Annotated in this window: 13 protein-coding genes and 1 pseudogene; 8 read left to right on the top strand and 6 right to left on the bottom strand. The window is 57.5% G+C overall.

What is annotated here, in order from left to right; all coding sequences use genetic code 11:
* Positions 1 to 549 precede the first annotated feature (549 nt).
* From HF257_RS22730 to HF257_RS22710, 5 genes and pseudogenes are all read left to right on the top strand, one after another.
* Positions 550 to 1,750, top strand: a pseudogene (locus HF257_RS22730) (Arm DNA-binding domain-containing protein).
* A gap of 523 nt (positions 1,751 to 2,273) precedes the next feature.
* On the top strand, positions 2,274 to 3,257 hold the full coding sequence (locus tag HF257_RS22725) for an ATP-binding protein (protein ID WP_233100297.1): 984 nt from the start codon (positions 2,274 to 2,276) through the stop codon (positions 3,255 to 3,257).
* Positions 3,196 to 4,503: a hypothetical protein gene (locus tag HF257_RS22720; RefSeq protein ID WP_185708519.1), complete on the top strand. Its 1,308-nt coding sequence runs from the start codon at positions 3,196 to 3,198 to the stop codon at positions 4,501 to 4,503. Before HF257_RS22725 ends, HF257_RS22720 begins: the two co-directional genes overlap by 62 nt.
* A gap of 47 nt (positions 4,504 to 4,550) precedes the next feature.
* Positions 4,551 to 6,374: a hypothetical protein gene (locus HF257_RS22715; RefSeq protein WP_185708520.1), complete on the top strand. Its 1,824-nt coding sequence runs from the start codon at positions 4,551 to 4,553 to the stop codon at positions 6,372 to 6,374.
* A gap of 8 nt (positions 6,375 to 6,382) precedes the next feature.
* Entirely contained in the window at positions 6,383 to 7,039 is a 657-nt protein-coding gene (locus tag HF257_RS22710) for an OmpA/MotB family protein (RefSeq protein WP_185708521.1), read from the top strand.
* Between the two features lie 65 nt (positions 7,040 to 7,104).
* Here the strand turns inward: HF257_RS22710 and HF257_RS22705 are convergent, their stop codons facing one another.
* The 3 genes from HF257_RS22705 to HF257_RS22695 form a co-directional block, all read right to left on the bottom strand.
* Positions 7,105 to 8,253, bottom strand: coding sequence for a hypothetical protein (locus tag HF257_RS22705; RefSeq protein ID WP_185708522.1), 1,149 nt, complete (start codon positions 8,251 to 8,253; stop codon positions 7,105 to 7,107).
* Positions 8,254 to 8,281: 28 nt separating this feature from the next.
* On the bottom strand, positions 8,282 to 9,091 hold the full coding sequence (locus tag HF257_RS22700; protein ID WP_185708523.1) for a ubiquinol-cytochrome C chaperone family protein: 810 nt from the start codon (positions 9,089 to 9,091) through the stop codon (positions 8,282 to 8,284).
* 421 nt (positions 9,092 to 9,512) lie between these two features.
* Positions 9,513 to 9,770 carry a hypothetical protein gene (locus HF257_RS22695; protein WP_185708524.1) on the bottom strand — a complete coding sequence of 86 codons (258 nt, stop codon included), beginning with the start codon at positions 9,768 to 9,770 and terminating at the stop codon, positions 9,513 to 9,515.
* A gap of 119 nt (positions 9,771 to 9,889) precedes the next feature.
* Between HF257_RS22695 and HF257_RS22690 the strand changes: the two genes are divergently transcribed.
* Positions 9,890 to 10,765, top strand: a complete 876-nt coding sequence (locus HF257_RS22690; protein WP_185708525.1) for a WYL domain-containing protein — start codon at positions 9,890 to 9,892, stop codon at positions 10,763 to 10,765.
* Here the strand turns inward: HF257_RS22690 and HF257_RS22685 are convergent.
* The 3 genes from HF257_RS22685 to HF257_RS22675 form a co-directional block, all read right to left on the bottom strand.
* Positions 10,752 to 11,336, bottom strand: a complete 585-nt coding sequence (locus HF257_RS22685) for an ankyrin repeat domain-containing protein (protein ID WP_332872225.1) — start codon at positions 11,334 to 11,336, stop codon at positions 10,752 to 10,754. The two genes, HF257_RS22690 and HF257_RS22685, sit on opposite strands and share 14 nt — an antisense overlap.
* Positions 11,329 to 14,697: a TM0106 family RecB-like putative nuclease gene (locus HF257_RS22680; RefSeq protein WP_185708527.1), complete on the bottom strand. Its 3,369-nt coding sequence runs from the start codon at positions 14,695 to 14,697 to the stop codon at positions 11,329 to 11,331. Before HF257_RS22680 ends, HF257_RS22685 begins: the two co-directional genes overlap by 8 nt.
* A gap of 63 nt (positions 14,698 to 14,760) precedes the next feature.
* Complete coding sequence (locus HF257_RS22675) at positions 14,761 to 16,221, bottom strand: hypothetical protein (RefSeq protein ID WP_185708528.1); 1,461 nt, start codon at positions 16,219 to 16,221, stop codon at positions 14,761 to 14,763.
* A 220-nt stretch (positions 16,222 to 16,441) separates the two neighbouring features.
* Between HF257_RS22675 and HF257_RS22670 the strand changes: the two genes are divergently transcribed.
* A complete protein-coding gene (locus HF257_RS22670; protein ID WP_185708529.1) occupies positions 16,442 to 17,089 on the top strand; it encodes a HEPN domain-containing protein in 648 nt (215 codons plus the stop codon).
* 271 nt (positions 17,090 to 17,360) lie between these two features.
* Complete coding sequence (locus HF257_RS22665) at positions 17,361 to 18,794, top strand: ArnT family glycosyltransferase (RefSeq protein WP_185708530.1); 1,434 nt, start codon at positions 17,361 to 17,363, stop codon at positions 18,792 to 18,794.
* Position 18,795 lies beyond the last annotated feature (1 nt).

Below are 18,795 nucleotides of genomic sequence, written 5' to 3'. Positions count from 1 at the left end.
GTATTGCATCAAGGTTATCGACCCATAGGGATATTCCCTATCCGGCGAGATCATACGAAAAAGTCGCCGCACGCCTGAAACCCCGTGCGCTCTGCACCTGCCCATCTTTTCACAAAAGGGCCATTGCCAGTTTTTTTTAATCACCTATGTTTACTTCATGGCAAAACAGACACTATCAGCAGCAAGCCCTTAACTCAAAAAGACACCCGAAAAAGAACTCCAGATTCATCTCTAAGCGTCCGACTCGCATACAGACGAGCTGAACACCAACAAAGCAAAGTGCATTAATTATCCATACTCGCTTTATGATTAACTTATAAAAACCTAAAAACAACTTCCAAGTCATTCAATCTGCATAAAAAGTAACCCTTAGGCACGTTATACCGGTGTTCCGATGAGATATTTGACTGTAAGGAAATTCTCTACTGAATCAGGCTATACCGAAGACGCAATCAGATCAAAGATCCGCGATGGCATTTGGCCTCTTGGAGAAGTTTGGAATCGAGCACCAGATGGGCGAACTCTAATTGACGTAACGGGGTATGAAAAATGGGTAGAGGCGGGCAAGGTGTACGAGCGGTTTCCGATTCGAGTCTTGAAATCACGTTCATGTACCGTGGCATTCGGTGCCGTGAGCGCATTACACTCAAGCCCACCGCCTCTAACATAAAAAAGGCAGAGATGCACAAAGCTGCGATTGAATATAGCATCTCTACAGGAACATTTGATTATGCGTCTACATTTCCTGGATCTCCCCGCGCTGCTAAATTTTTACCGGCAGCCAGTCTTGAGACTGGTATCAGGTTTCTTTAACCGTTGGTTGCAGGCTAAGCGAAAGCACTTGGCTAGCAGCAGCTTCGAAGGATATAGAAAGATTGTAGAGTTTCGCGTAATCCCTCACTTTGGTGACATCATGATAGTAGATCTCAAGCGAAAAATCATTAGAGACTGGTTGGACTCTTTAGAGATAGGCAACAAAACTCTCAGCAATATTCAAAGTTGCATGCGCTCAGCATTTACCGAGGCTGTGGAGGAAGAACTTTTGGACGTAAATCCGCTGGCAGGTTGGACTTATTCCCGAAAACAGCCCCCCCTGAAAGAGGATGACGTAGACCCTTTCACCCCTATGGAGCAGAGCGCAGTGCTTAGTGTACTTACCGGACAAGCCCGAAACATGATGCAGTTTGCTCTCTGGACGGGCCTGCGCACCAGCGAACTGGTCGCGCTGGACTGGGCAGATATAGACTGGTTGCGTGAAGAGGTAATGATCAGCCGTGCGATGACACAAGCTGCAAAAGGAACAGCCGAAGCGACCAAGACTGCCGCTGGGCGCCGTAGCGTTAAACTACTCAAGCCAGCCTTAGAGGCACTCAGGGCGCAGAAGACATACACTTTTCTGGCCGATGTCGAAGTTTTCCAAAACCCTCGAACGCTCCAGCGCTGGACGGGCGACGGACCAATTAGAAAAACGATGTGGGTGCCCGCGATGAAGAAGGCAGGTGTGCGATACCGCCGCCCTTACCAGACTAGGCACACTTATGCCTCAATGATGTTGTCGGCAGGGGAACACCCGATGTGGATAGCGAAGCAGATGGGGCATACCGATTGGACGATGATCGCAAGGGTCTATGGTAGATGGATGCCACATGCAGATGCAAAAGCGGGGGAAAAGGCGGAACTAGCTTTCTCAGGCAATGAAGGCAAACAAAATTCGTCTGCATTCAACGCATCGGTAGTGAGAGAAATTTAAATTTCGACGGGCATTGACCGCTCGCGCATCACGCGACTACTTGAAGCTCTCGCGGACTAATGCCTACAAGAAAAGCACGAGACATTTTCCGCGATACCTAGAATGACAGCATTATGGCAGCTATCGTGTTGCAGCCACCGAAACACCACATGTAGACGGGGGTTCAAATCCCCCCGGCTCCACCACTTCATCATCTAAAGACGTCCATGGACGTCTTTTTTTGTGCCTGAAATCCAGTAAAGCTAAAGCGTTTCGCCTCCACCTCTTTTTAAACCCCGCCTACCTTCAAGTATCTCGTACCTCATACCCTCATCCCTCCACTTGCGGTTTTTCTAAAGCTTACCCACCCCACGCCGATAAAAGAGTGCAACCCGATTTCTCACACACGGACGTGTCCCTTGCCCTTAGCCCTGCGCCCTTGCCTACGTTTTAGCTATCACACACAACGGGTTACGACGTATTACGTCGCCCGTTCGTTCGACACAGCTCCCGCGCCTGAAACACCTATCCGCCCCTTATATTCTTGATCGATCAAAGGCTCGAACCTATGGCAGCGAATGATTATCTGCGCAACAAAATACGCCCCAGTTTTCTTGAAGGCCTGGATGCCGAGTCTGCGCCAACGGCTACCCCCGCTAAGGCGGAATTTCGGTGCGTGGAACCGCGCTTTACGCTGGAACGCGATGTTGTGATGTCCGCCGAGCTCAAGCAGCAGTTGGCGGAGGCTGTTGCGAAGATCGAGCACTACCGAACGATCTATATCGAATGGGGTTTCGCCGCCGCAGACCCGGCTGGCAAGGGAACGATCCTCAACTTCTATGGCCCTCCCGGCACAGGCAAAACCCTCACCGCCGAAGCGTTTGCTGGCAGTCTGGCCAAGAAGATCATGCTGGTGAGCATCGCCGACCTGGAAAGCAAGTTCATGGGCGACACCGCCAAGAACATTACAAGCGTGTTCCGCAGTGCGCAGGCCGAAGGCGCAGTGTTGTTTTTTGATGAAGCCGACACCCTGCTGGGCAAGCGTTTGTCGTCTGTCACCCAAGGTATCGATAACGAAGTGAACGCCATGCGCTCGACCCTGCTGATTGAGTTGGAGCGGCATGAGGGTGTGGTCATCTTTGCGACTAACTTTGCGAAAAATTACGACGCAGCCTTCGTCAGCCGCATCTCTCAACACGTGGGTTTCGAACTGCCGGGCGAGCCGGAGCGGCTGGCTATCTGGGCAAAGCTGCTGGTGCCTGGTATTCCGCTGACTGACGCGCGCGAGACGCTATTGAATTCAGCAACGCAACTATCGGCTGGACTGTCAGGGCGCGAGATGCGTACCTGCATGCGCCTAGCGCTGGCCAAGGCAGTCCGTATCCCGGATCAGCCTGCGCTGGCGCAAACACATTTGCAGGACGCCATCGAACAGGTTGCCAGTGCCATCGCACAGATGCAGGCACATGGCGGCAAAACCAACACACCAACATTGGAAGCAGCCCGCACGTTATTGGGCGTGCGCTGAGGAGCGAATCATGGGTCTATGGAATTGGGTCAAATCAACCGCGTCCTCTATTTACGAAACGGTGAAGGAAAAAGCCGTTGCTACGGTTAATTGGCTGGCCGACAAGGCGGAGACGTTTGTCGGCGATGTGAAGAACATCTGGCAATCGGTTAAACCCTATCTGGCGCATGCACGTGTTGCCCTGACGACGCTGGCGAACCTCGCGCCATGGCCCATCGTCAAGCGGATGGCGCTGGGCCTGGAGAAGGTTCTGGGCTTCCTCGAAAACATCGAAAGCCATCCCTTGATGACCAAGCTCAAACACGCCATCGACTGGGTCATAAAATCCGCGAGGGATGTCCGGGAAAAGGTGCTGAACGAGATTGAGATCAAAGAAGCCGAAGCGCGGGCGAAAGTATTCAAGGAGGGCGCAGAGCAGGTGCCTGCCACCGAGCGCGGCGTACTGAAAATCGCGGAACTCATCAACTCTTACATGTTGACCAAGGCCAAGATCCAACGTGTGGTCAACAGCGAGCAGTTTGCTGATTTCAACCACTACCTGCGTGTGCGTGCCGCCCAAAAACTGCTGAATTTCTACGAAAGGCGCATGACGTCCATCGAAAACCTGACCGACGTCGATGCCGACATGATCGCGCTGATGGACATCTCTACCAGCTTGCTCGATGAGACACCGACCCTCACCCTCGAACAAACTCAAACCCTCAACGAACTCACCACACTGCACTTCGGCAAGCCAGTCGTGCCGTTCGTCTTCGAGGAGATGACACTCGCATGGGGCGCAGATCTGCGCCGCCTTGAGGTCCAGTGGCAAAAGCTCAACCTGGACCTGGCCCGCGACAAGGTGCTGGCCAAACGGATGTCCATGGCCAGTCGCACCGAAGCACTGAGCGCAGAAGAACAAGTCGTACTCAACGACCTTGAGCGCAATGTAAGTCGAGACACCCAGCGACTTGAAAACCTCGATGTCAGCATTCGAGAAAAACGCTACTACGTCTACGCGTCGGAAGGGTTTCTGCAGTTGCTGGAAAAAGATGAGCAACAGTTGATTGCCGATGACCAGGAATATCTGCTCGACCGCAGCGAGGAAGTCGGCTCACTGATCGCTCGCTGCGCGCAACAGAACTTGAAATGGGCCTCCCTGAGCGAGAGCGAACAAGCCCTGCTGATCGACTTCGGTAACATTTTCGAAAATGACTGCCTTGCTCGGACCGAAGCCGCGCTCCAGGAAGTTGAGGTAGGCGTGTGAACAACGAATTAGTGAGTTTTTTGCTGCCTCGGCTTGAACCCTTGCAGATGTTCTTCTTCCTGTTCATCACCGGTGCAACCCTTCTAACAGGGCTGATGGTGGCTCTGCGAGCGAACGAGCGCCATTGGGAAAAGAAGTGGCAAGGGGGCAAATTGGGCGCCTCGGGGCTGCGTGCAGATCATGGTTCGATCCACGACCTGAGTGAAGCCGTCTCCACCACTGCCGAGAAAATCGCCGGCATCATGCCCGGGATGCTTTTGGTGGTCGGCTTGCTGGGCACGTTCCTAGGTCTGGGCATGGCACTCGATCATGCATCGACTATTTTGCAGAAAAGCGGCAATGCTTCTGTGGGCGCCATGGGCGGTGCGATGCAAGACATGACCGCGATGATGCAAGGGCTGGGGACCAAGTTCAAAACCTCCACCTGGGGCATCATGGCCTTCATTTTATTGAAGGTATGGGACTTGCTTCTGGGCTATGAGGGCCGCCGTCTGGCGTGGTGCATCTCACAGGTCAAGACGCAAATGTCGGCCTCTGAGCAACAACGCGAAACCGCCCGTGCCGCTCACGACGCCTTCCTCCAAAACTGCATATCCAGTGCGGCCAAGTACATGACCGGCGCGCTCGGCAAACAGGCCGAGACCTTCAATGAACTGATGCAGCAACAGGCCAACCGACGACACGGCACTGACACCGAACAACGGCAGTTATTGCAAACCGGCTTCGACAGCGTGAGCACCCACATCAGTGGTGTGGCAAACGGCATCAGCGCCTTACTGCAAAGTGAGAGCACCAGCCAGCAGATCGCCCGCGAAGGGCAGGTGATCGTCCGCGAAGCCGCAGACACCGCTCAACGCGCTGAACAAGCCTTGAGTGCTTTGGCCGACAACAACAAACACCATCTGCAAACAGGCTTTGCGGGGCTCGACATGCGTATTGCCAGTGTCACAGATGGCATCGGTACGCTACTGCAAAGCCACACCGAGAGTTTGCAAGTGCACCGCGATACGCAAGACGTTATGAGCCAAATCGCCACGTCAGGTAAACGCACTGAACAGGCAATGACCGCGTTCACCGACAACAGTCGCGACAACCTGCAAGCCCTGCAAACCGCGGGTGAAACGATGGGTGACGCGGCCGTCAAGGTGGGCCAGTCCGCCGCTGAACTGCACGTTGTGGTGAGTGCCCTGAATGGTCAGATGACAGAGGTCATGAATGGCGTCAAAGCTGATCTGAACAGCACGCTGGCTACCATGAACAAGGACTTCAGCGACAACCTGCACGGCATGGGCGCGCAGCTCGAAAGCGCCACCACGAAACTGGGCGACGTGATGGAAGCCGTCAAGACTGACCTGGGTTCGAACATCAGGACCATGAACCACGACTTCGGCACCAACCTTGTCAACATGACCACCAGCCTGGGACAGGCGACAGGGAATATTTCCAAGGCTATCGACAGCATGTCCGGCACCGTCAGCCGGGCCATGGAAGAGGTCGCCACCAATATGGATAAGACCGCCACCGCGCAGGAAAAGACCACGCGAGAGTTCGAGATGGTCAGTGAGAACCTGAATACGAACATCCTGGCGATCCAGGGCGTGGTCGAGAAACTGTCCAAGGACATTCTCAGCGGCCTTAAAGCCGTATCCGAAAGCGGCCAGCGCATGGTCTCGCTGGATCAACGTTACGGCAAAGTCTCGGAAATGCTGATCAAGGTCCCCGAGTCACTCGACGCGCTGGCCAGCGTTGTGACGCGCGCCCCCGTTGACCTGCAACCTCTGCTGCAATCCGTGAATCAGTTGACGGGTGTTGCCAACAGTATCAATAAATCAGTCGCGGCCCGAAAAGCCGTGAAAGCCGTAAAAGCCTGAGCACCCTCATGAAAGAGAAACCAAGCGAGTGGGTATCCATCTCTGACCTGATGGCTGGCGTAATGGCAGTGGTGATGCTGCTGTTGGTAATGTCGGTGTTGCAGAATCAATTTGCCGAACTCAAGCGCCAGGAAGAGCAAAACCAGGCGGGAGTGACCGAACAGGAAAAGGTCACCGGACTATTGCAGGAGATGAAAGCCGCCCTGGACGCACAGGGCGACTCCGGGTTGGTTTCGTTCGACCTCGCCGGTAACAAAATGACCCTGGGTGACAAGATGTTCGCCCGGGGCAGCGCGTGCCTGACGGATGAGGCCAAGCGCGAACTTCGCCTCGTCAGCCCGCGCATCGCCACCTTCTTTGGCAGCTCCGGTGACGCCCAGATATTGGTAGAGGGGCACACCGACAATACGCAGGTCGCGCGTCCGGTGACTGACTTCGTCAAGTTCTGCACGGTCTACGACGACAACTTCACACTGTCTGCGGCAAGGGCCAGAGAGGCGCGCAAGTTGATCATCGAGCTGCTGGAACCCGCACAGGCCAAGCGCGTCATCGTTGCCGGCTATGGGGACTCGCAACCGCTGCCAGAGATTGATCCGGCGGACGAACACAATCGGCGCGTAGAAGTGCAGTTTGTGAACCGCCGGGATTCGAACAAGCGCATTTGAATCGGCCGACGCGTCGCTGACAGACACACTCTGTTGGCGACGCGGCACACCGATGATCGTGAAAGCTAAGCGGTGCGGGCCTGGTAGGCGCCGACAAACTCATTACCCCGCATCTCTACCGTCAACACGACCGGCGATTGCTGTTCAACCAGCAATTGCTGCATCTGCCCGATTTCGCTGATTGCGCCCGTCATAAACAACGGTAGCGTCTCCTCCTCCCACTCTCTCAACGACAAGCGATTGGCCTGGATCGTGGATTGAGAATCCAGGTAAGAAGAAAGATTTTTCGCCCGAGCTTCTACGGCGTTCTTGAAGTCAGACAAACGCCCGTTCTCTCCCAGAAACTGACTCGCCACATGGCCCAAGGTCGTTTGACGTCGCTGGACCAAAGCGCTTTCACCAGGAAACGAGGCCAGCAGACGGCACGCCGCTAACCGGGTTCCCATACACAGTTTCCACTCTTCTGCGCGGGCGTCCGATTTGCTCTGCATCACTTTCAGTGCAGCGGTCAATCCAGCCGTTGTTTCAAACATGCCGGGCGCTTTGTGCTCCGCCGCGTCCTTGGCCAGTGTGACCAGCTCGCCTTCCAACTGATTGTGGATCGCGCCCAGATCCAGCTCGATGTCTTCTAACTTCTGTCTGATCGCCGGGCTCAACTCACCGGCCAAAACTAGTGGTGCAACCTGCGTCAGGTAATTCAAAGCGCCTTTGACAATGGACTTGCGCCCCTCGACCAAGAACGTCGAGATACCCTCAACGCCCGCCTGAATCTCACTCAACTTGGCGCTAATGTCGGCCAGGTGTTTTTGAGCCACCACGGCGGACGCGATCTGGAACATCGCCGCAGAACTGACCAGCTGCTGAAGCTTTTCAGGCTCAAACAACCTCGCATGCTCCTTGATACTTCCGCCTTGTCTCGAGAAGGCTCGAAAGCCGTTGCCATCGGCGGCCGCCGCGAGAGGGCCGTCGATCACCACTTGCATGTATCGAGACTGGGCAACATCGTTCGCGACGATCAGGTTGGGCAGTGTTTGCAACAACGGCCCCAAACGATCGATGCCCAAACGAGCCGCATCAACCTTTTCAACGCCGGCAGGCATGACCTGCTGCGCTGCCAACGTAACGCTCATCAACGGTTTTTCGGCAGACTTCCCGATTAACCAGGTTGGCAGGTCGTTGCTTCCAGCGCTCGGCAGCGTGAGGTTATTTTCCATAACAGGCTCCAGATTCAAATGAGAGGCTTTATAGCGCCAAGCCTGCTCCGCATTCGCTGCAGAATTTGCTGGTTTTAGGGGTGGGGACCTCACAGGAAGGGCAAGTAACCAACGTACTTTTTTGCCGAATGTAGGCGATCTGCACCACGCAAGGCACGGTCACCCGATAGGCCTGACTCGTCAGTGTGTGAGCGCCGGCAATACCCGACAACGCGACGCCAATCGGACCGAAGGCCAACCCCGCAGCACGACCCGCTACCAGACTGGTGCCGGCGGCCAGCGCACCCCCCATTGCCAACCGTGCAAACGCGCCGGTAGCCAGAAGAGCAGCCTGAATGGCAGCAGGACCACCGCGCCGTATGGCGGCCTGAATAGCCGCATATGAAACGCCCAAGGGGCCCGTTTCATTTTGGAAGCCCTTGGAGAAATCGGCCTGTTCCTGCGCCGACATTTTTTCCCAGGCATCGGAAAGTAGCTTCTCCAGCACCTTGAGTTCCATGCTCGCAACCGGCTCATTCTTGCCGCCCGTACCCCCCACATGACTTAGCACGTCGGCGACGATCTCGGCATAGGGAACACCGTTGCGGCGGAACAGGTTGACGAAACTATTACCGCCAAAATGTTGCAGCTCGCGAATCATCAGGAGCAACACTCCCCTGGAGAACTTGCTCTTCTTCTTTGCCGACTCCAGTGCTTCGCGCACCTCGCTGGCCATCGCCAGTCGGCCCTTGCCAGAGTCGGTCAGGAAGTCGACCAGTACGATTACATCGACTGGATCTGCATCGATAAGCATCTGCAGCAGATCACTGTCCCCATTGATATCAATCTCGCTTTCCATCAACTATCCCCTGGAATCCGTTCACGCATGCCGCAGTTAGCGACCCATTTATCCCTAACTTATCCGCAGCACGCGGGAAAACTTTAGCCTGCAGTCATGTGCACGTGTGGGCATGGGCGCTCTACGTGCCCCCTATCGGAAACCCCAGCGTCTGAGGTCAAGGGCACGCCTCTACGCCAGCCCGATATACGTCAAAGGTGAGGCGCCCGGAACTGCGCTGCCGCCGCTTCAAACCACCCCGCTGCGCGCATTTTCAACGCTGTACTGCCGCACTTCAGGCAGCTGGCGAACCAGTCGCCGGGCATCAATGCATCACTGCGCGGTGCTACGGTTTTCTTCCAGTGGCAGTCTTCACACACAACTGTGAAGGGCCTGGGTTTTATCGGCATGGATACGTTCTCCTAGATAGCGATGCCGCAAATTATTCTGTGACCGGGAGCAGCGCTTGCAGCAATTCCAGCTTTCGCTGCAACTGCGCGACATGCTCGCGCTCAGCACGCAACGCCGAGCGCAGCTCGCGGTTTTCCACTTCCCAGATCTGCGCCCAGCGCAGATCTTTCTGATAATGAGCGACCATTTTCCACAGCTCGCTCAGCTTCAAACAATGCTGTATCAGCACCAGCAGGATGACTCCCATCACTGCGAGCGCCCCCGTCGAAACGACTTCCGACATACTCATGTTCACATCCTTTCCTGTCTTCGATGTATTCCGAAGACAGGCACACGATATGTAGTGATTTACGACAGGTCTAGAATGTAGACTTATACAGGTAAAGTATTCACACACATGGAGCGGGTATGAAACGCAAGCAATCCATTGAACAAGTGCGCTGGGACCTGGCACTTCGCTATCGCCTGATCGAGACCGTCGCCTGGTGGGAAGGCCGCCTGACCACGGGACACTTGATCCAGAGCTTCGGCATCAGCCGTCAACAAGCGTCCAAGGACATCAACACCTACATCAATGAACATGCGCCCCGAAACTTGACATATGACAAGCAGCGCAAAGGCTACGTACCCAGCAAGCACTTCAAACCGCTGTTCATTGACGACAGCGCCAGTGCCTATTTGCACCTGCTTTACCAGAACAACGAACGGGCACCGCACATCGACGGGCTGGCCCTGGCGTATGCCCATACCAAGGTGCTTGAAGTGCCCGACCGGCCAATTCGTCCTGAAGTGCTGCGTCCTTTGCTCGCGGCTTGTCGCGACGGCTTGCGCCTGGAAACCGAGTACGTTTCGCTCAACACCCCCAACGTGGAAATCCGCCTGATCGCCCCGCACACCCTGGTGTACACCGGCATGCGCTGGCATGTGCGCGCCTACTGCGAGAAGAACCGCCAGTACCGAGACTTTGTGCTCAGCCGCCTGCGGGGCGAGCCCGACCTGCTTGATGCGTCGCAGAACACCCGGGAGCTGGATGAGGACTGGAACACCGAAGTGCCCATCATCTTCACCCCCGATGGCCGCTTGAACACCGCGCAGCAGGCGATCATCGAGACCGACTTCGGCATGACCGATGGGCAACTGGTGGTCCCCAGCCGCAAGGCACTGGTGAAGTACGTGTTGCGTCGCTATCAGGTCGACCCCAGAAACCTAGCCACCAACCCCGAGGCTCAGCAGATTGTGGTGAGTAACATCAAGGAGCTGCGGCCATGGCTCATGCATGATTGAGGCCCATGTCCCGCCACAGGCGCAGCGCGCCAATGCAGTTGTCGACCTCGGCACTCAGTAGTTGCTGCGCCAGCGCGTGATGCCCGTGGAGCAAAGCCACCGTGCGCGCCGTGTTGCCCTGGTGGTTCTTCGCGTTCAGATCCAGCCCATACGCGTCGTAATGGGCGATGAAGTAGCGAGCAGCCTTCACATGGCCGTTGATCAACAGCCAATGCAGCGGCGTATTCCCAAGGGCGTCACGATCATTGAGGCTCGCCCCCAGCCGGTAACGGGCGCGCAGCGTGTTGGCATCCCCGTGGCGGGCCGGCAGGTGGATGAACTTGTCGTGGGGCATAAAGCAGCCACGGCCCGCCCACTGCCGAATCTGCGGGTTGCCCTGGGCGCCGAGGGCCTCCAGGGTGTCCACCCACTCACGGCGGTTAAGGCGGTAGGCCAGGTCCAGCGGCGTGTCACCTGCAAGGTCACGCAGGTTCAACCCCTGCGTATCGAGGGGCTGCTGCTCATCGAGCAACACGCACAGGTGCCAGTCGCCCAGGCCCAGTTCCGCCTGCTCCTTTGTGGGATCAAGCACAGTGATCGACCGCGCCGTAGCGGATCGCCATGCACAGGCCATTGACCAGGCTCATCTCGTGGGGCGTCACGCAACGCACGGCGCTCAGGTCCGGGCTGGCGACGATGCAGGCCAGGGATTTGGCGCGACTGACTGCCACATTCAAACGGTTTTTCGAGTAGAGAAAACCGATGTCGCGTGGCAGGTAATCTTCGTTGGAGGTTGCCATCGACACGATGACAATTTCTGCCTCTTGGCCCTGGAATTTATCCACAGTGCCCACCCGAGCGCCCGCTGGCAGCACTTGCTTGAGCAGTTGCACCTGCAAGTTGTAAGGCGCCACCACCAGGATGTTGTCCAGGCCGATCGCGTGTATTTCACCCTCGCTGTCGACAAACCGCTGCTGCAAAAAATACGTATAAAGCGCCTGGACCTTCGCTGCCTCTTCGCCCGAACTCTGGCTATTGCCGTCGTGCTGCACCGGGCAAAACATCAGGCCGCTGCTCGGGATCTCCGGCTGTTGGCCATCGAGCAATAACACCCGTCGTTCGGTGCCGGGCGCGGAAGACAACTGCCCCTCGTAGACCGCCTGGGAAATAAACGAACACACCTGTGGGTGCATCCGCCAGGTTCGCGCAAGGAACACACCGCGATCGGCCGCAATGGTCGGCGTGCCGTCGAGCAGGTAGTCCAGGATCGAGTCCCCGGAGCGCGCTGGATGCACGCCCTGCACCGGCTGCGACAACTGCATCTGGTCACCCATCAATACGATGTTGCGCGCCGCCATGCCCATGGTCACCAGGTTTGCCACGCTGACTTGTCCCGCCTCGTCGATGAAGAGGTAGTCCAACTGTTCAGTGAAGGTCTCGTCCGAGAGTATCCAGGCGGTGCCGGCGATCAAATCGGTCGACGGCCCCCAGGCCATGAGGAAAGACCTTTTGTCACTGATGGAGCGAATGCAGCGGCCATTGAATTCATTGCCCTCTCCGTCCGAAGACTTCTTCAAGCCGGTGAAGGTGAATCCATCTTCCAGGGCGCGTGCCTCAACCGCCGCCAGCAGGTTATTGATGGCATGGTGCGAGTTGGAGGTCACGCCAATGCGCTTGCCCGCCTTGAGCAGGTCGACGATGACGTGGGAGCCGGTGTAGGTCTTGCCGGTACCCGGCGGGCCTTGGATAAACAGCACGCTGTTATCAAGATTGCGCACGGCGTGCTTGATGGCTTCCAGCGGTGCCATGGCCGGATCAAGCAGCGCGGCGCCCGGTTTGCCGCCCTTGAGTCGTGGGGCGCGTCGGTGCAGAAAATCGCTCACCGCCTCGAAACGCCGCTGGCCGGCTAGCACGCTGTCGGCATAACGAAACAACGCTTCGCGCAAGGCGTCTGTGGGGATCGGCGGGCCGGGGATTGCGTCGAACCTATCCGGCGGCGCATTTCGTTCCGTGGCCTTGAACGTTGCCAGGCACTGGTCAGGGTCCAGGTGATGCAACTCAATGCGGGCCAGGGAATCGGCAATGACCACCGTGGAGCCGCTGCGCAATTTGGTTTCCTGGGGCTCGAAACGGTACTCGTATAAAAAGGACCGGTTGATCGGTTCCCGCGGGGTGTGCGTGCGCGTCAGCCCCGCTAGGCTTTCGATGTCCTCCAGCAGTTCCCCGGTGCTCATGTCCTGGCGGCTGAACATTTGCCACCACGTGGGCTTGTCGGCGCGACGGTGAAAATCGAGCAATTGGAAAGTCAGCAAGCGCACCGGGTCTTCGGCGCGCAGCCCGTCAAGCAAGGTTTGGCGGTATCGCTCCAGGCGCACCTCCAGGTCGGTCTGCTCGGCTACGGCCCGTTCACTCGCCGGTTCAGGCGAGACGAAATCACCTGCTGCTGCCGGCTTGATGCTGAGCAACCAATTGCGCAACAGGAAGGTAGAGCGCACATCGTCTTCGTTGTAGCGCTCGATCTGCTCCAGCAGTGCCATGTCGCCGGTCTCTTTCCAGCGTTCATAAAACACGATGCTGGCGCCGGCGTTGGTGACGTCGCCGTCGCGCTGCTCCATGTAGAAACGCTCGATATGCTTGATCGAATAGCTGGGCTGCGACACCCGGATGGCCTCGCGCACCACCTTGTATAAATCGACCAGCTTGCCGCTGCGCAGTAACCCGTCCACTTGGGCTTCGCGGGTACCGTGCTGGCTCATCAGGCGCTTGATCGCCGTCTCTTCGTAGCTGGCGTAGTGGTAGATATGAGCGTCGGGGTAACGCTTGAGGTGGGCAACCACCCAATCGATGAAACACTCGAACGCGACTTTCTCCTCATCCCGGCTGTGAGCCCAGAACGGCAGAAAGACGGGCATGCTCCCCTCATCGATATACAGGCCGAACAGGTATTCCAGCCCACCTTCTTCCAGCGGGTTGCCTTCCATGTCAAAAAACAGATCCCCCTCGGCCGCACGCGGCATCCGATTGAAACCGCGACGGTCCCCCACGACCGGCAGCCGTTCGAACAAAGGCTCGTCACTGGCGCGTCCCTGGAACTGCAAACGCGCCTGATGACGCAGTTTATGCAATGACTCCCACTGCAATTTCGGTACGCGCAAGGCGTCGTCGCTCTGTGCCAACTGGCGCAAAGTGCTTACACCGGCACTGCGTAGCTTGTTGATTTGCGAACGGCTGATACCCGCGACGGCCGAGAGGTGGTCGTCCCGTTGGCGTTGCTCGTCACAGCGCTCGCGCCATCCGCAAAAGCCACAATGCCCACACGGTTCGGGGTAAGTGGCCGGCGGCTCGGCGTGGCGTGTAAACGCGTCGAATCGTTGCAGTACCTGCTCCAGGTAATCGGCGTAGTCCGCCACCCGGAATGCCTGCTCGGTACGCGCCGCATCGCCGAGCACCACGTACATGAACTGCGGCTGCACACCCTGGATCGGCACCAGCAAGCGCGAATAGAGCGCAGTTTGCACCAGGAACTTGGCCTTGGCGGTCTTGGCCAGCTTGGTGTCGATGACCTCATAGCTGAATGCGCCGAGTGTTGATGCACGCGGCACTTTGCGCAGGAAATCGGCATGCCCGATCAACGCACCGTCCTGCAGCGACGCCTGGAAGATGATATCGGCGCCGGCGTGCATGGCCTCAATCGTCAGTTCCACACGACGCTCGAAACTCGGATTGCCCTCGGCAATGTCGATGACGTTGGCGTACTCGCTTTTAAGCCGCTGGAAAAAGGCCGCCTCATGGGCCAATCCCTTGTCCTGGATCAGGCGATTTTGCTCGCTGTCGGCCGCCTTTGGCATCGGGGTGACCAAGTGCTCAAGGTCCAGCGCCGTGAGGTGCTGGCATTCAAGAAAGCCGCAAAGGTCGGAGGCCGAGTACAACCGGGTGCCATTTCGGGTTTGCATGGTCGTGCTTATTCCTGTGGCGTGCCCGGGACCGCTGCACGTCGATAGACTGGCGAATGAGGGTCAGGCGTCGAGGTCGCAATCGCGGAAAAACTGCTCGAAGAGCGGTGTTGGCAGGTGATCGTCGTCTAGCAACCCGAAGTGCTTGCCGACGTTGCGCCCCACGGCCATCAAGGTTTTAGCGCTGCCTGGTTTGCCTGCGTGCCCGGCGTTCACGATCGACGCGACTCGCGCGTCGACGCTTGTCTCACGCTGGTAAGCCCGCCCCGTGATCAACACGTCTACCAGGCAAACGTGATGGCGCTCGTCTCCCAGCGTGAACGGTTCCAGTACCTCACTCCCCCGCACAGCGCACAAGCCATCCCGGCCACCAGCCGCGATGCGCTCAAGTGCTTCGAGCGAGCAATCGAACAGGGCAAACTCCTGCATGGAAAACGCAAAGCAATAGCTCTTGGCGGTCGAGCGCGAGATCGGGCGGTGCGTCGACAGCCAGTCGATGAAGGGTGCGTCATCCGGCTCCCCACCCTGGCGGCGATACTCCAGGTAATCGTTGATGACGTGGTTGAACGTATGCCCGGTAGGCACCCAGCCCGTGCTGCCTGGTTCGTCGCCCTGCTCGTCTTGCTCGTCATTCACCGCAGCTTTCGGTGCCACGCCAAAACAGCGCAGGTCGTAACCGAGAATAAACAGGCTGGCTTCGAACACGTGGCAGCGGGCGGGCAACGTACCGTGCTCGGCGAACCAACCCGTGCGTTCAAGCAGCGCGCGAACCATCCAGCCCAAGCGCACTTGCGAACGGGCCCAGGCCGGATAGCTGATGGATGAAAACTGTGGCGCCGTCAGGCCGTTGATAAAGTCGCCGGGGTTGCGTAGCTGGCTGCCACGGGCGCGCCCGGACGGGAACACCAGCAAGGGCTTGCCGCCACCCGCCCATTGCTGGCGAAACAGTGAATAGAGCATGCCCATCGCGGCACCGACACGGCTGTCGTAAATCGGTGAACCGGAGGTATCCAGCAGCGCGTGAATCTTGGTCAGGCCCGCATCAAAACGCTGCACGCTGCTGTCGTTGAGCTCATCCAGATCATTGTCGCCATCCAGCGCCATGAGCCCGGCCATCTCGCGCAAATACGCGGTTAGTTTGCCGTTGGCCGCCAGCCGATTCAGAAACAGAACCGCCCCACTCACACCGCCCCAGCGCAGCACTTGAAGGCACGCCTGCAAGGCTTGTTCTTCATCCCCGGCACGCACTGCACTGGCAAGCCACTCGCGAAGTTGCCCGAGGGAGCGCTGGGTCTGCGCCCAAGTCTGTGAGTCGACGGCATTTTGGTGGGTGTCGCGCCAACTCGCGTTCCAGCGATAGTGCTTGATCAATTGCTCAAAACCCTGGACGTCCTCGCTCAATCCGCCGGGTACAGCGTTACTGGCCTTGAAGCGCAGATTAAAGGTGAACGTCGGCAAATGTTCTTGCAACCAAGCGATAAAGGCCTCGACTTCAGGTTGCACCAGGAACTGTTCACGCTTCATGCAGACCGCCTTGCGGGTAATATCGAATGGCCATACCCTATGCAAAACAACACGCTACGTCCACGTTGTGTGTACATACAGGTAAACAAATAGAGCAGGTTCCAAAGCCCTGGCCAGGTGCTTTGCACACCGCGCTGAGTTTGCCGCCAATACCCGTAAAGTTTTCAGACATACGTCGTGGCGATGCATATTGCCCCCCGCACTCAAGGATCGATCGCTCATGGACCATCAAGCACTCAAGGCCCGTCATCGTCAGGAACGTGAAGGTCACCATCCCAACCTCACTCTGCGCGTGCACCGCGCCTTGAGTTGGCTCAATCGCGCCGAGCAAGCCGTTGATGTCGATGGACGCTTTATCTTCCTGTGGATTGCCTTCAACTCTGCATATGCCACCGATATCGATGAGCAATACCGCCTTTCGGAACAGTCCACGTTCAAGGCCTTCCTGGACAAACTCTGCACGCTGGACACAGGCAACCTGATCGAAAACCTGGTGTGGTCCGAGTTTTCCGGCAGCATTCGTGCGCTGCTGGACAACCCTTACGTATTCCAGAGCTTTTGGGATCACCAGAACGGCAAGATCAGCGAGGCGCAATGGACCGAGCGTTTTGCCAGTGGCCGTCGAGCCGCGCAGCAAGCCCTGGCGAACCGCAACACACCTGCGGTGCTCGGCGTGTTGTTCAATCGGATCTACACCTTGCGCAACCAACTGATGCATGGCGGCGCCACCTGGAACAGCAGCGTGAACCGGGACCAGCTGCGCGATTGCTCGAACCTGCTCGGCAAGTTGGTACCGGTGATTATTTTGCTGATGCTGGATAACCCTGAAACCCTGTGGGGCGATGCGTGTTATCCGGTGGTGAGTTGAAACGGCCGCGTCAGCCGATTGAAGGCGCCACCTGATTGAATATCGAAAAAGCCCGCTTGATGCGGGTTTTGTTGTTTTGGGCTGTCATCCAAGATTTGCAAATAATCCAGTAACAGAAACGGCCGAGGCACATTCAGTGGCTCGGCTTTTTAAGGTTTACCCCTAAGAAATACCCGCCTCGTTCACGAAATATTCAGAATCCCCGACAGATACTAGCCAATTGCAATGACCGCTCCCCCCGAACGGTCCCCTGCCCCGGTAGCTTGAACCCATGACGCGTCCCGTTCCTTTGCTGTTGCTGCTTGTAGGTTTGCTGTTCTTCTTCGCCCTGGGCAGACATGAGCTGCAAGGTTCCACCGAAGCCCGCGTTGCCGGGATAGCCATGGCCATGCACTTGGACAACGATTGGGTGGTGCCGCGCCTGTTTCGCGAACCCTTCCTGGAAAAACCGCCTCTGAGCCTATGGCTCGACGCCGGTGCGATTCGCCTGTTTGGCGGCACTACTTGGGCCGTGCGCCTGGCCTCGGCGTTTGCCGGGTTGTTCAGCGTGATGCTGTTCTACGGGATGCTGCGTCAATTCGGCCGGCCAAAGAACCTGGCGTTCGGCGCCGCGTTGATCCTGGCGACCATGGCCAGTTTCTGGGGCAATGTGCGCGGTGTGGGTGAAGACGCATTGCTGACCCTTGGCGTGACCACGGCGCTGCTGGCGTTCTACCAAGTCATGCGTCCGGAGCGCCAAGGCTCCAGCACCTGGGCTTGGGCGCTGTTTACCGTCGGTATGGTGATCGCCACCCTGAGCAAAGGGGTGCTGGGGCTGGCGATGCCGGGCATTGTGATTTTTGTGTACCTGGCCGTGACCAGTGTGATGGACAAGCGCCTGCGCATCGTTGACTGGATCAAGCCTGGGCTGTTCACACTGTTGGCGCTGGTGCCGCTGATGATCTGGCTGGGCTTCCTGTTCCAGCGCGGCGGTATGCAGGCTGTCGGCGAAGTGCTGTGGACCAACAGCGTCGGGCGTTTCAGCGGTTCGTTTGTCGAAGCCGGTCATTACGAGCCGTTCTACTACTACATCGCCAAGCTGCCCCAGGCGTTCCTGCCGTGGAACATCCTGGTGTACCTGGGCCTGTGGCATTTCCGCAAAAGCTTGATGCGCAATCGCTACCGCCTGTTTTTCAGTGTGTGGCTGGTGGCGCAGTTCACCCTGCTGACGCTGGCTTCCAGCAAACGTACCGTTTACCTGATGTCCCTCACGCCAGCGGCCACGGTGCTGGCGGCGGAATATGCCTACGTGTTGCTGCAATGGCTGAAGGATCGCAAGCCTGGCCTGTACCGCTACCACCGGCCGGTGATTACTGGGGTATTTACCGTGCTGTTTGCCAGCTACCTCGGCGCGGCTTTCTGGTTTATCCCCAAGGCCGACAAGCGCGAGTCGTTCGTGCCGGTGATCAGCCAACTCCAGGCGCTGCAGGCAGAAGGTCGAGAAGTGGCGATGTTCCAGCCCAACGAACGTATTTCCGGAGCCGGTGTGTTCTACATGCAGGCCTACGTACCGATCCTGCAAACCGAGCCTGAGTTGCGCGCTTTCCTCACCGCCAAACCCGGCAACGTTGTGCTGACGGATCACACCAAGGGGCTGGATGAGAAGGTGACGGTGATCAAGGAGATGGCGATCAGCCGCCAGCCTTACTACTTCATTGAGCAATAAG

This window comes from Pseudomonas cremoris, assembly GCF_014230465.1.
Note: the sequence above shows the minus strand (reverse complement) of the source record. Positions and strands in the feature narration are given on the sequence as shown.

Bases quoted from the DNA above. Each gene is read 5' to 3' on its own strand.
- HF257_RS22720 (WP_185708519.1), top strand. From the start codon at position 3,196: ATGGCGGCAAAACCAACACACCAACATTGGAAGCAGCCCGCACGTTAT.
- HF257_RS22715 (WP_185708520.1), top strand. From the start codon at position 4,551: ATGTTCTTCTTCCTGTTCATCACCGGTGCAACCCTTCTAACAGGGCTG.
- HF257_RS22710 (WP_185708521.1), top strand. From the start codon at position 6,383: ATGAAAGAGAAACCAAGCGAGTGGGTATCCATCTCTGACCTGATGGCT.
- HF257_RS22705 (WP_185708522.1), bottom strand. From the start codon at position 8,253: ATGGAAAATAACCTCACGCTGCCGAGCGCTGGAAGCAACGACCTGCCA.
- HF257_RS22700 (WP_185708523.1), bottom strand. From the start codon at position 9,091: ATGGAAAGCGAGATTGATATCAATGGGGACAGTGATCTGCTGCAGATG.
- HF257_RS22695 (WP_185708524.1), bottom strand. From the start codon at position 9,770: ATGAGTATGTCGGAAGTCGTTTCGACGGGGGCGCTCGCAGTGATGGGA.
- HF257_RS22690 (WP_185708525.1), top strand. From the start codon at position 9,890: ATGAAACGCAAGCAATCCATTGAACAAGTGCGCTGGGACCTGGCACTT.
- HF257_RS22680 (WP_185708527.1), bottom strand. From the start codon at position 14,697: ATGCAAACCCGAAATGGCACCCGGTTGTACTCGGCCTCCGACCTTTGC.
- HF257_RS22675 (WP_185708528.1), bottom strand. From the start codon at position 16,221: ATGAAGCGTGAACAGTTCCTGGTGCAACCTGAAGTCGAGGCCTTTATC.
- HF257_RS22670 (WP_185708529.1), top strand. From the start codon at position 16,442: ATGGACCATCAAGCACTCAAGGCCCGTCATCGTCAGGAACGTGAAGGT.
- HF257_RS22665 (WP_185708530.1), top strand. From the start codon at position 17,361: ATGACGCGTCCCGTTCCTTTGCTGTTGCTGCTTGTAGGTTTGCTGTTC.